Source organism: Legionella sp. D16C41 (assembly GCF_048541585.1).
In the GTDB taxonomy this organism is placed as follows: Bacteria; Pseudomonadota; Gammaproteobacteria; order Legionellales; family Legionellaceae; genus Legionella_C.
Window position 1 is genome coordinate 1,368,695 of the sequence record NZ_CP183303.1, and the last position, 13,946, is coordinate 1,382,640.

Here is a 13,946-nt window from a genome sequence, read left to right on the forward strand (position 1 = left end):
AATATTTTGTTTAAAAAACACGCTTAGAATGCTATTTGTAAGGAGTAAAGATGATTGCGAATTTACTTAGAAATTATATGAAATTGAAGTTTATTCAAATGGTATTAAAATTATTAGCAGGTAGGAAGGGCGCTTTACTAAAAGGGGGCTTTCCTATTGCTTTAGCTACATTTTTATTAGAAGAGCTTTTTAATCGAGCTTGGAAGGATAAATCATTTAAAAATAAAATTAATACTAAAAAATCGAAGAAATAGCTAAATTAAGATAATTTAAAAAATGCTGGATTTGACTTATGGGCCGTATAGGGTTCGAACCTATGACACAGAGGTTAAGAGCCTCCTGCTCTACCAGCTGAGCTAACGGCCCATAAATAAGAATACTTGGTTTAGTTAAAATTGCAAGTAATTAATTACAAATAGATTTATATTTCCCAATCTTTATCAAGGACTTTGTTACGGCTCCTATTTACTTTATCTGGATCGGCTACAACAATAATATGATCTCTAAATGTTTTTAAGGCTTGCTCAAGACTAACAAAGGTAAATCCGTGTTCTTGATAGAGTTTAATAATATCAGGCAAGGTATAGGCATTAATTAAATTAGCATGAATTAATAGAATTTGAGCTTTATTCGGATTATGTGCTCGACAATTTTTTGCTACAGCCTTTAAAGTTTGTTGCCAAATAAAATCTAAATATTTGGACTTTAAATTCTCTGTTAAATAGGCTTGACGTTCTTCTTTGGGTTTAGAAACTAATTGCTTATTAAATAAGAAATCTTGGCTATCTATAGTAATAGGCGCGACCTTATAGTGCTGTGTTTTTAAATAAGCTATTACTTTATCTAGTTTTTCTCCTTTACTAGACGCCATATAAGGAAAGCGAAAATATTTAGGTTTAGTCAAAACGGGCTGTAACAATTGATCGGCTAACTCTATTTCTTCAATAAAAGCTTCTATATTTAACTTATTTAAATCAGCATGAGATACAGTATGATTACCCAAGCTAAAGCCTGCATCATGAAATTTTTTCAGCGTTACCCAGTTATTATGTTCTATTTCTCCTGCAATAATAAAACCGGTAGCAGGAATGCCATTATCTTTAAGAGCTGCAATAATCATATTTAAATGAAAATTTTTTTTATGACCTACAAAAGGTAAGTCGTCAATTGTCAACGCAATTTTATGGCCTTTAGCATGACAGTTAAATAAGCTTAATAAAATTAATGTAAACAAAAAGAGTTTTCTTAACAATTTAAAGTCTCATTAAACAAATGCAAAAAGAGAAGCTGATAAATGCTTCATTCTAGCAAAAGTAGAGTTAAATAACGCTAATTTACAGTTTTTATAAAAAAAACTTTCTAAAATAAGAATTATTTTTGCTTATGCTGGTAATTTATTGTTTAATAAAGCCAGAGAAAATACGGCATTATCACAATATTATAGCTACGTAGTTGTATTATTAATAACTCTACACAGGATAACAATCGAAAACTGGTTAAGCGGCTTTTTGCCAGGCTAATATCTTATGATTTACCCATGAAATAGAGCACTGTAAGATTGGATTGCTAAATAAAGCAAACTAGGTGCTATATGACGAAGGGTTAAAAGATATTTTTCATTCTTTTCTGTGCCAAGTATTTATAGGTTTAAAAATTTTAAGTGATTACCAGGAGTAGAGATAGGATTATGGCTACAAGATTTATTAAAGAATTAGCATTGTTTTCTTTAGGAGCGATTGTTATAACCGCGCAAGCAAATGATACTGCTTTTGGTGGAACGGGTGCTTCTCCTTATCCAATTGAACAACCCAATATTAAAATGGTTGCTGAAAAAATAGTAATAAGTGGCCAAAATCTCAATAAAACAAATTTAGGTGGCTCTTGGCACTATCAATGTAACTATCTATTTAAAAATAATTTAAATCAACCTATAACGATTCAAATGGGTTTTCCCTTTCCTATTAACAATGAATTTAGTAATGTGGCAGTTCCTGCTGGCCAACAGTCTAGACAGGGGGCTGCTTTGGTTTATAACTTTACGGTTAGCGCTCGCAATAAGCCACTTGCCGTTAAGCGCCAAAAAATTACGCCTAATAAAGAAAAAGATTTATTCTATAAAGATGCTTTTGTATGGCTATTAACTTTTTCTCCTAAGGAAGTTGTTAGCATTAATCACCAATATGATACTGGCGCCACCTTTGATGTGATGGGTTATAATTGGGTATCTTACGTCTTAAAAACAGGTAAATTATGGCAAAGCGGTAAGATTGATAGTACAGAAATAGATATTATTCCAAATACTCCTACCCGCCTATGTAGCGAACTCAGTAAAAATGCGCATTATACAGTGCCTAAGCCTAAAGGTATGAAAATTGTTGGTAGTGGTAAGAATAGACATTATATTTGGAAACTAAAAAATTTCTCCCCTAATGATGATCTTTCTTTATGTATACAAACAGGACGAAATTATATTCGTTATCAAGTGGTTTATGCCTTATTACGAGAAGATTTAACTCATTTACGTAAAATGACTAAAGCTCAATTAGGGCTAATAAGAAATACTATTTATGCTCAATATGGACGGCAATTTCAAGACAGTAAGTTACAGCATTATTTTAACAAACAGTGGTGGTATGAAGCTAATCCTACCTATAGTGATAATTTACTTACAGTCGATGACCAGAGGCTTTTAAGCGCAATAAAGCAAATAGAAAATGAAAAAAAGTAAGAAGTAATCATAAGATATAGATTTTCTTAACGTAATACATATTTATAAGTCTTTAATTTAAAATTTTAAATTACAGATTTAAGACTGTCACTGTCATGTAGGTGGGATTCTATATAACACAGTGCCAGTCTAAAGATTGATTTCCGCCTGCGCGGAAATGACAGCATGTTTAAGCCGTGTTGTAGTAGTTTATATAAATAATTAAGTAAGTCGACTTAAAAACAGCTCTGTCATACCTGTGCAGACGGGTATCTATTTTTATATAGGCTCAGTGTAATCATGAAGATGGATTTCCGCCTGCGCGCAAATCACAGAGTCCTTGAAGTCATCAGGTGATCTATTACTTATAAATAAGCGCTGTAAATACCTCTATACTTTATTAAATTAGATCTTATTTCTTTAAAGTTAACGTTGCGTAAAAGGACAAGCTTAAATGGCAGTGCAAAGAATGCAAAGCGTTGATTTAAAGCGATGGCAGCTTTTACAACTTTATAATTTTTTTCGCCTGCTTTGTATTATTATTTTTATAATAATTTTTCTTTATAAGCCAACCTTAGATAGGCAAGGCTGGTTATATTTTTTTATCCTTTTAAGCTATTTTTTATTGAGTTTAGCTGGCGTTATTTTTACCAAATTTAAATTTCCCTTCTTTGAAAAGCAAGTTCTTTTATTTGGTAGTTTAGACATTGTATTTGTAGCAGGATTAAGTAGTTTTACAAATGATTTTCGCTCAAGTTTTGCTATTTTATTAAATATAACAGTTGCTGCTTTAAGTGTGCTTGTTCCTGGCGCATTAGTACTGTTTTTTGCAGCACTTGCTAGTACTTTATTATTACTTATAAATATTATTGAATATAGCTACGATTTATCTTCTATTACCAGTTTTTACAATAGTGGCCTACATGGTATTAGTATTTTTGCTACGGCCCTTGCTGTTTGGTATTTAGCTTACCGCGTACGGATTAGTGAAGGTATTGCTTATCATCGTAGCAATGAGCTCGCCAATATGCAGCGGATGAATAAATATATTATTGAGCGCTTACATTCTGGCGTTATTTATGTAGATTTAAATCGTAATATCTATTTTATAAATAGCGCAGCCAAGCAGTTTTTCAATATAGAGCCAGCCAAAAAAATTACCGAATTAAAGCAATTATCAGTTACATTAGATGATAAATGTCAGCAGTTTTTACAAAAAAAATCTTTTGATAACAAGCCTTTACAAACTATCATGGAAGTACCGCATCTACGTATCCATTTTCTTGCATCTTCTTTTGTCTCAGAAATAGCTGTACTTATATTCTTAGATGATTTATCTATTATTGCTCAGCAAGCGCAACAGTTAAAGCTGTCTTCTTTAGGCCGATTCTCGGCAAGTATTGCGCATGAATTAAGAAACCCCCTAGGTGCTATTTCTCACGCTATTCAGCTTATGGGCGAATTTAATCCCTTAAGTGCTGAAGATCTACGCTTAAAGCAGTTAATTATTAACAATTGTAATCGAATGAATGGGGTGATTAAAAATGTGTTGCAATTATCAAGGAGGGAGGCTGCAAATCCCCAAGTAATTAACTTTATTGCTTTCATTAATCAATTTAAGCAAGATTTTTCTGTCTATAATCAATGTAATATGGTCATAGAGAAGCCAGAAATGAAAACAATAAGTTTTATGTTTGACAAGAGCCAGTTAGAGCAGATTTTAGTAATTTTGTGTGAAAATGCTATACAACATAGTCACGCTAAGGGTGATACATTAATTAAAATAGCTATTAAACAAACTGCTATAAAAACCGAAATTACTATCTGTGACAATGGCAAGGGTGTGCCAATTCATTTACAAGAAGCTATTTTTGAACCATTTTTTAGTACAAAAAGAAGTGGTTTTGGTATGGGTTTATTTATTGCGAAAGAACTTTGTGAAATTAATCAAGCAAGGTTAGTTTTAATGCCTTCTAAAATAGGTACTTGTTTTGCAATTATTATTGAGCAAGCCATTGGAATATTATGATAGATAAAGCGCATATATTGGTTATAGATGATGAGCCTGATATTTGTGAATTGCTATCTCTTACTCTAGTACATATGGGGTATAGTTGTGATTTAGCATATACGTATCAGCAAGCCATCGAAAAGCTCAATAGTAATATTTATAGTTTGGTATTAACAGATATGCGTTTGCCAGATGGTGATGGAATTGAACTAGTTAAATATATTCAAAAAACTAAAAATCAACTTCCTGTTGCAGTTATTACCGCTTACGGTAACGTTGAAGGAGCTGTAAATACTTTAAAAGCTGGTGCATTTGATTATTTATCGAAACCTGTTGATTTAAAACAATTAAAAGACTTAGTTAAAACTGCTTTATTAATGCAAGAAAAAAAAGAGCAAGCTAAAGATGATGTTTTATTAGGTAAAAGTACTGTGATGCAAGAGTTACGGCAGAATATTGATAAGTTGGCACGTAATCAAGCGCCGGTTTTCATTTCAGGAGAATCTGGAGTAGGTAAAGAATTAGTTGCTCAGCTTATTCATCGTCAAGGCCCGCGTGCAGAAAAACCTTTTATTCCTGTTAACTGTGGTGCAATTCCCAATGAATTGCTAGAGTCTGAATTTTTTGGCCATAAAAAAGGCAGTTTTACTGGCGCGATTACTGACAAGGTTGGACTTTTTGTTGCAGCCAATGGTGGAACCTTATTTCTTGATGAAATCGCTGAATTATCATTATCAATGCAAGTAAAATTATTAAGAGCGATTCAAGAGAAAGCTATTAAACCTATAGGCGAACATAGCGAAATTCCGGTTGATATTCGTTTACTTAGTGCAAGTCATAAAAATTTACAAGATGAAATCATGGCAGGCCATTTTCGCCAAGATCTCTATTATCGGGTTAACGTTATAGAATTACGCGTACCAACACTTCGCGAACGGTTAACCGATATTCCAATACTAACAGATTATATATTAAGCAATTTAGGCCGCAAACAAAACCGCACAATTTTGCCCTTATCACGAGAATGTATTCAAAAGCTACAAAGTTACTATTTTCCAGGGAATGTACGTGAATTAGAAAATATTCTAGAAAGGGCGGTAGCGATGTGCGAAGGAGATACAATTACTATTGAAGAAATTCAGTTGCCCCAAGCCATACCTTCCGCTATAGGATATCAACAATTTAATAGCAATTTAAATGATTTGCTGTATGAACATGAAAAAGAACTCATTCTTAAAACTTTAGAGCAAACTAAATGGAATCGTACTGCTGCGGCTAAACTCTTAGGCATAAGTTTTCGTACGCTGCGGTATCGTTTAAAGAAATTAGGTTTAGACTAATGGCCGATCTTTACCAAAAACCACCTTAAAGCACTCATATACACGGTACTTTTCTCCTAATTCTTGACTAATATCCCTTATCGCTGTCAGTTTTAATTTTTGGCCATATATTTGATATCATCAATTAATGCTTCAGCACGAGCAATTAAATAATTATCTTTTTGCGCTAAAACTCGTGCTAATTTTAATTGCCGTAGGGCGTCACGTTGTCTACCTTGTAGGAGATGACATTGAGCTTCAGTAAAATAAGCATAGCCTTTTTGTTGTGCTGCAGCTTGTGCTTGTGCTAATTCTTCACACATAGGTAAGTCATTTTTAAATTGTCTGAAGCCTTTTAACAAAATACCTACGGCCTCCTTCGCCTGTCCTGCTAAGCGCAATGTTTGAGCATAGGCCATTGTGGCTGCATAGTTTTCAGGGTAATTTAATTGTAATTCTTGTAGTCTTTTCAATGCTGCTAAAAATTGTTTATTACCTGCTTCGGTTTGAGCCATAGCAATTTGATAGAATAAATTATTACGATCAGTGTTAATTAAGGATAATAAGCGCATTTGAGCTTGGTTAAAGTTACTAACACGCAGAAAAGTAAGGGCATAGCCGTATTGACAGGCTACATTTAAATTATGCCGCTGACATTCATGTTGATAATAGTTAAATAAAAGCTGTGGATTTTGCACAACTGTAGTACGTATTAACTCTTTGAATAATCGATAATTAAGATTATCACTATATTTTTTATATTTTAAATGAGCTGTACGGTTTTCCGCTTCAGCAATTCTATCATCATCTAGAGGATGGGTACGTAATAAGGCTGGAACATTAGCAGTATAAAAATAACGAGAGTGCTGTTGTAATTTTCTAAAGAAATTAGCCATACCTTGGGGGTTTAACTCAGAGCTAATTAACATTTTAATACCAATCCTATCGGCTTCTTTTTCGTTAGCACGAATAAAATTAATATTATCTTGCGCAAAGCCTGACAACGATGCCATTAAAGCACCGCTACCTAGAGTAGGATTTACTGCGCCTAAAGCTACAGAAGCCAGTAAGGAAGCCAGTAAAGGGATTCGCATTTGCTTTTCGTGTTCTAATAAACGATATAGGTGATGAAGACGTACGTGAGCTATTTCATGTGCCATCACACCAGCTAATTCACTTTCATTTTCTGTAGCTAAAATAAGTTGCGAATTAAGGCCTATATAACCGCCTGGCCCTGCAAAGGCATTGATTTCTTCGGATTTAACAATAAAGAAATAAGACAAAAAGGATGGCAGTTCTTTTGTTAATTGTTTACCTAAATAATTAATGTATTGATTAGCTAAGGGATTGCGAACAATACTGTCAGATTGATTTATTTGTTGAACAAATTCCTTTTCTAGCTCTTCTAATTGTTTATTTGAGTAAGGTGTCAAGGAATAAGTATTATGAGCATAAAGCTGTAAACTTATAACTAACAGCAACGTTTTAATTATTTTTAATACCTTAAAAGCTTTTTCTAGTGATCCTTTCATAGTCTTTATCATAGGCCTTATTTAAAAATTGGCTCTGGTCTACTAGCTAACTCATAGCACAACAGAATAACTTAAGTAGGATAATAATTACTTTATATTAACAAATATTAAATTACATGCAATTTATGAAATAATTTTGTTTTTAATTTAGACCTAATAGTTAACCAAGTTACTAAACTTAGTATTTTTAATAAGCGCTCTACTCATAAAATTAATAATTTGCTATTATAACTCCTTTTTAGCGCGTTGATTTAATTATGTACAGAGAGTTTATGCTTGCTGCCCTCAAACAAGCTTGGTTAGGCCGAGGCATTTGTGCCCCTAACCCAAGTGTTGGGTCAGTAGCTGTGCATAATAATCAAATAATTGCTCGAGCTTGGCATCAAGGTGCAGGAAATGCTCATGCTGAGCAAAGTGTAATACAACAATTACCGGCTGCTTTAAAAAACATTACTTTATACGTAACATTAGAGCCTTGTAACCATTGGGGTCGAACACCTCCTTGCGTTGCAGCTATTATTAACTCAAATGTTAAACGAGTTGTTTTTGGCTTTCGTGATCCAAATCCGGTTGTTGCAGCAAATGATACGCCATATATTTTAAGAGAACAGGGAATTGAAGTAGAACACTTTCCCTTACCTGAAATTGATGAGTTTTATCAAAGTTATTATTACTGGACAAATACTAAAAGACCTTGGGTGACAGCTAAGCTTGCGCAAACCTTAGATGGTAAAATAGCTGGATTACAAGGTAAACAAATTCAACTATCAAATGAAAAATGTAAGGAATTTACACATTATCAGCGTTTATATACAGATGTTATATTAACTACAGCACGAACAGTTATTAATGATAACCCCGCTTTGGACGTGCGTTTACCAGCTATTAGCCAGCAAAAACCTATTGCAATAGTGGATACAAACTTATCTCTTGCTAAAGCTGTAACAGAACTTAAAATTTTTCAGACAGCAAAACACTGTCATATATATCACGATGAAAAAATTAAAGTTGAGGAACTAAGAGCTAATTGTACTTATCATGCAATGCCAGCAGTACAAGGTCAATTAGATTTAAATGCTGTGATTACTCATTTAGGCGAGTTAGGTTATCATGACATCTGGGTAGAGGCAGGCGGGAAGTTTTTCTCTGCTCTACATCAGCAATCATTAGTACAAAAAACTTATCTCTATCTTGTGCCAAGTTTTTTAGAAAAAGAAGCAACTCAAGCTTATCACGGTGATAATTTTTTTAACAAACCACATAAAGTTTCTTGGATAGAGCAAGAAGATAATATGATTGCTTGTTTAACATGGGGAGAATTATGTTTACCGGTTTAATCGAGCAGCAAGGGGAGGTTGTTGGTAATGAAGCAGGGGAAGTAGCTAATCGCTTAATTCTAAACGCTTCCTTTAAAGAATTGCAGCATGGCGAAAGTATTGCCGTAAATGGTGTATGTTTAACTCTTCTTCCTAATAGTCATGATAAGTATTTACAGTTTGATGTCTCACCAGAAACATTAAGTTTAACTACTTTAGGTCAATTAAAAGTAGGTGATAAAGTTAACTTAGAAAGAGCAATGCTAGCTAGTAGCCGATTTGGTGGGCATTATGTCAGTGGCCATGTTGATACTATGGCTACTCTTTTATCAAAAAAGCCAATTGGCGAGTTTTATGAAATTACTGTAGGTAATTTTGGTATAGCACCCTATCTCTATTTGCTTCCTAAAGGAAGTATTACCTTAGATGGTATAAGTCTTACAATTAATGAAGTTAATAAAGGGAATATTAAACTAATGCTAGTTCCCCATACATTAGTAAAAACAACATTTGGCCTAAAGGAGGTTGGTCAACAAGTAAATGTAGAATTTGATTATTTTACCCGAATTGTAGCTCATCAGCTTGCTGTTTCGGGACAGTTAAAAATTGAGGTTTAGCATGACAGATTTTGCCACCATCAAACAGGCTATTGCTACATTACAAGCAGGCCGCATGATTATTTTAATGGACGATGAAAATCGCGAAAATGAAGGTGATTTAGTCATAGCTGCTCAATTTGCAACTCCTGAAGCTATTAATTTTATGGCGAGTTTTGGGCGTGGTTTGATTTGTTTGCCTATGGCTGAAGAATTAATTGATAAATTACAATTACCCTTAATGGCTACAACTAATCGTTCTCCTTATGGCACGGCTTTTACTTTATCTATTGAAGCTGCAAAAGGAGTCTCGACTGGTATTTCAGCTCATGATAGGGCTCATACAATTCAAGTTGCAATTAATCCTCAGAGTAGCCCCGCTGATATTATTTCTCCAGGCCATGTTTTTCCATTAAGAGCAAGAGCTAAAGGAGTTTTAGAGCGACCTGGGCAAACAGAAGGAAGTGTGGATTTAGCTCGCTTAAGTGGTTTAATACCAGCGGCAGTTATTTGTGAAATTATTAATGATGATGGAAGTATGAGCCGCCGGGAAGATTTAGTCCATTTTTCAAGAAAACATGACATTCCTTTAGTCACTATTAAAGATTTAATTGATTATCGAATTAGCCATGAAGAACTAGTCCAAGTTTCAGCAAGATCAACCATTCCTTTGCATCAACATGGTGATTTTTCAATGACAGTTTTTACTAATAGCCTTGATAATGCTGAACATTTTTGTCTTGTTAAGGAGCCTAAAATCCCCAATCAAGTACCTTTAGTGCGTATTCATTCTGAATGTATAACAGGTGATGTATTTGGCTCATGTAGATGTGATTGTGGCATGCAGTTACAAGATTCTTTATCTTTAATTAGTGAGCAAGGCGGCGTATTAATCTATCTACGTCAAGAGGGTCGTGGTATTGGACTTGCTAATAAGTTAAAAGCTTATGCTCTACAAGAGCAGGGATTAGATACCGTTGATGCTAATCTTCAACTTGGTTTTCCTGCAGACGCTCGTAATTATGCTATTGGGTTTCAAATTTTAAAGTTATTGGGCATTGATGTGTTGCGACTCTTAACTAATAATCCTAGAAAAATAGAAGCTTTAGAGCGTTATGGCTTAATTATTAGCGAACGTATCCCTTTAACTATTAAACCATCGCATACAAACCATCATTATTTAAAAACTAAACAACTTAAATTAGGTCATTTAATAACGGTTGATTAATTTCGATGCAGACGTTCACACCTTATGCACCGAAAGATTAAATTTAAGTGCAGTACTTGTAGTAATTATAGGTTGGGCCTTAGCCCAACAATTATTTCGCTATGGTCGAGCCATGGCCGTCAATCTAAGTAATCACACGATTAGATCGAAGCATGCAGAGGTGCATTTGAGCCCTTTTGGGAAACGCCGAAGCCATCCCTGCGGCTCGATGTTGGACATCCATGTCCAACAACGTTCCAAAAAGAGCTCAAACGCGCCTCTGCTTTGGAGGTAAGAAGATTTAAAAATAATCGCAGCTACAAAATTGCCTAACTTGACTGCTATGGGCCAAGGCTTGACCTGCATTTACTTAAGAACAAAACAATTTATTTAGATTGTTTGATAAGTGTTGATTAATTTAATTTGGTATAAACAAAAGATTAGCATTTAGTTTTCCAAAGTGGGTATTATTTCCTGTCTAATTTTGTTAAAATTTAATCCCGTTTATATATAAAATTGCTATGAGCGAATTAGCGTTCTAAACGGGGTCTTTATGACAAAGTATATCTTCATTACCGGTGGCGTCGTTTCTTCATTAGGTAAAGGTATTGCAGCTGCCTCTCTTGCTGCTATTTTAGAAGCACGTGGCTTAAAAGTAACCTTAATTAAACTAGATCCTTATATTAATGTGGATCCAGGCACCATGAGTCCCTTTCAACATGGTGAGGTTTTTGTAACTGCTGATGGCGCTGAAACTGATTTAGATCTAGGGCATTATGAGCGTTTTGTACGTACTACTATGACTAAGCGCAATAATTTTACCTCTGGAAAGATTTATGAAACAGTAATCAAGAAAGAAAGACGTGGTGATTATCTAGGCGGAACAGTTCAAGTTATTCCCCATATTACCAACGAAATTAAGCGTTCTATTAAGCTTGGTGCTGAAGGTTTTGATATTGCGATGATAGAAATTGGAGGGACTGTAGGTGATATTGAATCATTGCCGTTTCTCGAAGCAATAAGACAGATGCGTATTGAACTTGGTATGCAACGTTCATTATTTATTCATTTAACTCTAGTTCCTTACATAGCTACCTCTGGTGAAACTAAAACCAAGCCCACTCAGCATTCAGTAAAAGAATTACGTTCTATTGGGATACAGCCTGATATTTTAATTTGTCGTTCAGAAAAGGCTTTATCAGCTGCTGATAGAGCAAAAATTGCTCTATTTACTAATGTAGAAAAAGAAGCTGTTGTGTCTTTAGAAGATGCGCAAAGTATTTATCAAATCCCGATTATACTTCATGAGCAAGGCCTAGATGAAAGTGTAATAAAAAAATTAGGTTTAGAATTAGAATCAGCTAATTTAAGTGAATGGCAAGCAGTTGTTGATGCACAGGCTAAACAATCCATGACGGTTAAAATTGCTATGGTTGGTAAATATGTTGAGCTAAATGATGCTTATAAATCAATTAATGAAGCATTGTGTCATGCCGGTATTCATACGCAAACCAAAGTGCAAATTATATATATTGATGCAGAGTTAATTGAAAAACATGGTACCGAACTTCTACAATCTGTTGATGGTATTTTAATACCTGGCGGCTTTGGGGAGCGTGGTATAGAAGGAAAAATTAAGGCAATTCAATATGCACGTGAGCGTAAAATACCTTTCTTAGGTATTTGCCTTGGTATGCAAACAGCTGTCATTGAATTTGCACGTAATGTTGTTGGTTTATCTAATGCTAATTCAACTGAATTTGATAAAAACTCATCTTATCCCGTTATTGGTTTAATTACTGAGTGGATGGAAGAGGATGGTCGAGTTAACATGCGTGATGAAAATACTGATTTAGGTGGAACAATGCGTCTAGGGGCGCAATTATGTCAACTTGACACACAATCGAAAGCTTTTGCGATTTATAAAAATCCAACTATTATTGAACGGCACCGCCATCGTTATGAAGTCAATAATAAGTTCATTGAAGCTTTGATAAGCAAGGGACTAGTTGTTTCTGGCCGTTCAGCTGATGGGGCTTTAGTTGAAATGATTGAGTTACCAGAGCACCCGTGGTTTATTGGTTGCCAATTTCATCCTGAATTTACTTCAACACCACGTGATGGTCATCCTTTATTTAAGGAGTTTGTAACGGCGACTCGTTCTTATCATGAGCAAAAGGATAACGCTTTATGAAATTATGTCATTTTGAAACAAGTTTAGAAAGCCCTCTATTTTTAATTGCTGGACCTTGCGTAATTGAAAGTGAAGAATTAGCTTTAGAGACTGCAGGATTTTTAAAAGAGATTTGTGAAAGTCTTAAAATCTCTTTCATTTATAAATCTTCTTTTGATAAAGCTAATCGTTCTTCCATAGCAAGTTATCGCGGCCCTGGTTTCGAAAAAGGTTTGTTAATACTTGAAAAAGTTAAAAAATTTGTTGGCGTTCCAGTTTTAACGGATGTGCATGAAGATACGCCCTTACTCGAAGTAGCCAGTGTAGTTGATGTTTTGCAAACGCCAGCATTTTTATGTCGCCAAACTAATTTTATTCAAAATGTTGCGGCAATGGGAAAACCAGTCAATATTAAAAAAGGGCAATTCTTATCTCCTTGGGAAATGAAACATGTTGTTAATAAAGCTAGAGCATGTGGCAATAATCAAATTATGGTATGTGAGCGGGGAGTAAGTTTTGGTTATAATAATTTAGTTTCTGATATGCGTTCACTGCAAATTATGCGAGAGACTGAATGCCCTGTAATTTATGATGCTACTCATTCTGTGCAACTTCCAGGAGGTAATAATGGGAGCTCTGGTGGCCAGCGAGAGTTTATTCCCGCTTTAGCAAGAGCTGCTGTTGCGGTAGGTATTGCTGGTATTTTTATGGAAACTCATCCAAATCCAGATAAAGCATTAAGTGATGGGCCTAACAGTTGGCCATTACATGAAATTAAACCTTTACTAGAGTCATTGATTAACATTGATAAAATAGTTAAGGCTCTAAGCTAGCATAGTCAAGGTCGCAAACTTTTAATACGCAATAAAATGTAGCCTGGGTGAAACGAAGTGAAACCCGGGTTTCGGCCTACAGGCCTACACCCAGGCTACAGGCTGGCTTGTTTATAGATTAAGCAAAAATTTTAGGCTAGAGAAAAGTAATCTTTGCTCAGAGGAATAGGTTAAATCTTGGGGAACGGTTAGATTTGAGTGTTGGTTGAGTTTAAATTAGGCTGAAAAAGCGCAGTGTAGTTTTCTACATGA

11 protein-coding genes and 1 tRNA gene are annotated in these 13,946 nt (G+C 34.7%); 9 read left to right on the forward strand and 3 right to left on the reverse strand.

Annotation, left to right across the window (positions count from 1 at the left end):
• Positions 1-50 precede the first annotated feature (50 nt).
• Positions 51-254 (forward strand): hypothetical protein, encoded by a 204-nt coding sequence (locus ACNVED_RS06035; protein ID WP_419420855.1) that lies wholly within the window; start codon positions 51-53, stop codon positions 252-254.
• A gap of 39 nt (positions 255-293) precedes the next feature.
• Here the strand turns inward: ACNVED_RS06035 and ACNVED_RS06040 are convergent.
• Both ACNVED_RS06040 and ACNVED_RS06045 read right to left on the reverse strand, forming a co-directional pair.
• Positions 294-366, reverse strand: a tRNA-Lys gene (locus tag ACNVED_RS06040).
• A gap of 55 nt (positions 367-421) precedes the next feature.
• Complete coding sequence (locus ACNVED_RS06045) at positions 422-1,234, reverse strand: polysaccharide deacetylase family protein (RefSeq protein ID WP_419420856.1); 813 nt, start codon at positions 1,232-1,234, stop codon at positions 422-424.
• Positions 1,235-1,687: 453 nt separating this feature from the next.
• Between ACNVED_RS06045 and ACNVED_RS06050 the strand changes: the two genes are divergently transcribed.
• From ACNVED_RS06050 to ACNVED_RS06060, 3 genes are all read left to right on the forward strand, one after another.
• On the forward strand, positions 1,688-2,728 hold the full coding sequence (locus ACNVED_RS06050) for a YARHG domain-containing protein (protein WP_419420857.1): 1,041 nt from the start codon (positions 1,688-1,690) through the stop codon (positions 2,726-2,728).
• Positions 2,729-3,161: 433 nt separating this feature from the next.
• Positions 3,162-4,736, forward strand: coding sequence for a sensor histidine kinase (locus ACNVED_RS06055; RefSeq protein ID WP_419420858.1), 1,575 nt, complete (start codon positions 3,162-3,164; stop codon positions 4,734-4,736).
• Positions 4,733-6,058 carry a sigma-54-dependent transcriptional regulator gene (locus ACNVED_RS06060; protein ID WP_419420859.1) on the forward strand — a complete coding sequence of 442 codons (1,326 nt, stop codon included), beginning with the start codon at positions 4,733-4,735 and terminating at the stop codon, positions 6,056-6,058. Before ACNVED_RS06055 ends, ACNVED_RS06060 begins: the two co-directional genes overlap by 4 nt.
• A 92-nt stretch (positions 6,059-6,150) precedes the next feature.
• Here the strand turns inward: ACNVED_RS06060 and ACNVED_RS06065 are convergent, their stop codons facing one another.
• Positions 6,151-7,569: a M48 family metalloprotease gene (locus ACNVED_RS06065; protein ID WP_419420860.1), complete on the reverse strand. Its 1,419-nt coding sequence runs from the start codon at positions 7,567-7,569 to the stop codon at positions 6,151-6,153.
• 257 nt (positions 7,570-7,826) lie between these two features.
• Here ACNVED_RS06065 and ribD point away from each other — a divergent pair, with 257 nt between their 5' ends.
• From ribD to kdsA, 5 genes are all read left to right on the forward strand, one after another.
• Positions 7,827-8,906 (forward strand): bifunctional diaminohydroxyphosphoribosylaminopyrimidine deaminase/5-amino-6-(5-phosphoribosylamino)uracil reductase RibD, encoded by a 1,080-nt coding sequence (gene ribD / locus ACNVED_RS06070; RefSeq protein ID WP_419420861.1) that lies wholly within the window; start codon positions 7,827-7,829, stop codon positions 8,904-8,906.
• Positions 8,891-9,502 carry a riboflavin synthase gene (locus tag ACNVED_RS06075; protein ID WP_419420862.1) on the forward strand — a complete coding sequence of 204 codons (612 nt, stop codon included), beginning with the start codon at positions 8,891-8,893 and terminating at the stop codon, positions 9,500-9,502. The genes ribD and ACNVED_RS06075 overlap by 16 nt, the downstream gene beginning before the upstream one ends.
• Position 9,503: 1 nt before the next feature.
• Positions 9,504-10,709: a 3,4-dihydroxy-2-butanone-4-phosphate synthase gene (gene ribB, locus ACNVED_RS06080; RefSeq protein ID WP_419420863.1), complete on the forward strand. Its 1,206-nt coding sequence runs from the start codon at positions 9,504-9,506 to the stop codon at positions 10,707-10,709.
• A gap of 532 nt (positions 10,710-11,241) precedes the next feature.
• On the forward strand, positions 11,242-12,882 hold the full coding sequence (locus tag ACNVED_RS06085) for a CTP synthase (RefSeq protein WP_419420864.1): 1,641 nt from the start codon (positions 11,242-11,244) through the stop codon (positions 12,880-12,882).
• A complete protein-coding gene (kdsA, locus tag ACNVED_RS06090) occupies positions 12,879-13,694 on the forward strand; it encodes a 3-deoxy-8-phosphooctulonate synthase (protein ID WP_419420865.1) in 816 nt (271 codons plus the stop codon). The genes ACNVED_RS06085 and kdsA overlap by 4 nt, the downstream gene beginning before the upstream one ends.
• The last annotated feature ends 252 nt before the right edge of the window (positions 13,695-13,946 follow it).

Excerpts from the sequence above, each read along its gene's own strand:
- ACNVED_RS06035 (WP_419420855.1), top strand. The coding sequence starts at position 51 with ATGATTGCGAATTTACTTAGAAATTATATGAAATTGAAGTTTATTCAA.
- ACNVED_RS06050 (WP_419420857.1), top strand. The coding sequence starts at position 1,688 with ATGGCTACAAGATTTATTAAAGAATTAGCATTGTTTTCTTTAGGAGCG.
- ACNVED_RS06055 (WP_419420858.1), top strand. The coding sequence starts at position 3,162 with ATGGCAGTGCAAAGAATGCAAAGCGTTGATTTAAAGCGATGGCAGCTT.
- ACNVED_RS06060 (WP_419420859.1), top strand. The coding sequence starts at position 4,733 with ATGATAGATAAAGCGCATATATTGGTTATAGATGATGAGCCTGATATT.
- ACNVED_RS06065 (WP_419420860.1), bottom strand. The coding sequence starts at position 7,569 with ATGAAAGGATCACTAGAAAAAGCTTTTAAGGTATTAAAAATAATTAAA.
- ribD (WP_419420861.1), top strand. The coding sequence starts at position 7,827 with ATGTACAGAGAGTTTATGCTTGCTGCCCTCAAACAAGCTTGGTTAGGC.
- ACNVED_RS06075 (WP_419420862.1), top strand. The coding sequence starts at position 8,891 with ATGTTTACCGGTTTAATCGAGCAGCAAGGGGAGGTTGTTGGTAATGAA.
- ribB (WP_419420863.1), top strand. The coding sequence starts at position 9,504 with ATGACAGATTTTGCCACCATCAAACAGGCTATTGCTACATTACAAGCA.
- ACNVED_RS06085 (WP_419420864.1), top strand. The coding sequence starts at position 11,242 with ATGACAAAGTATATCTTCATTACCGGTGGCGTCGTTTCTTCATTAGGT.
- kdsA (WP_419420865.1), top strand. The coding sequence starts at position 12,879 with ATGAAATTATGTCATTTTGAAACAAGTTTAGAAAGCCCTCTATTTTTA.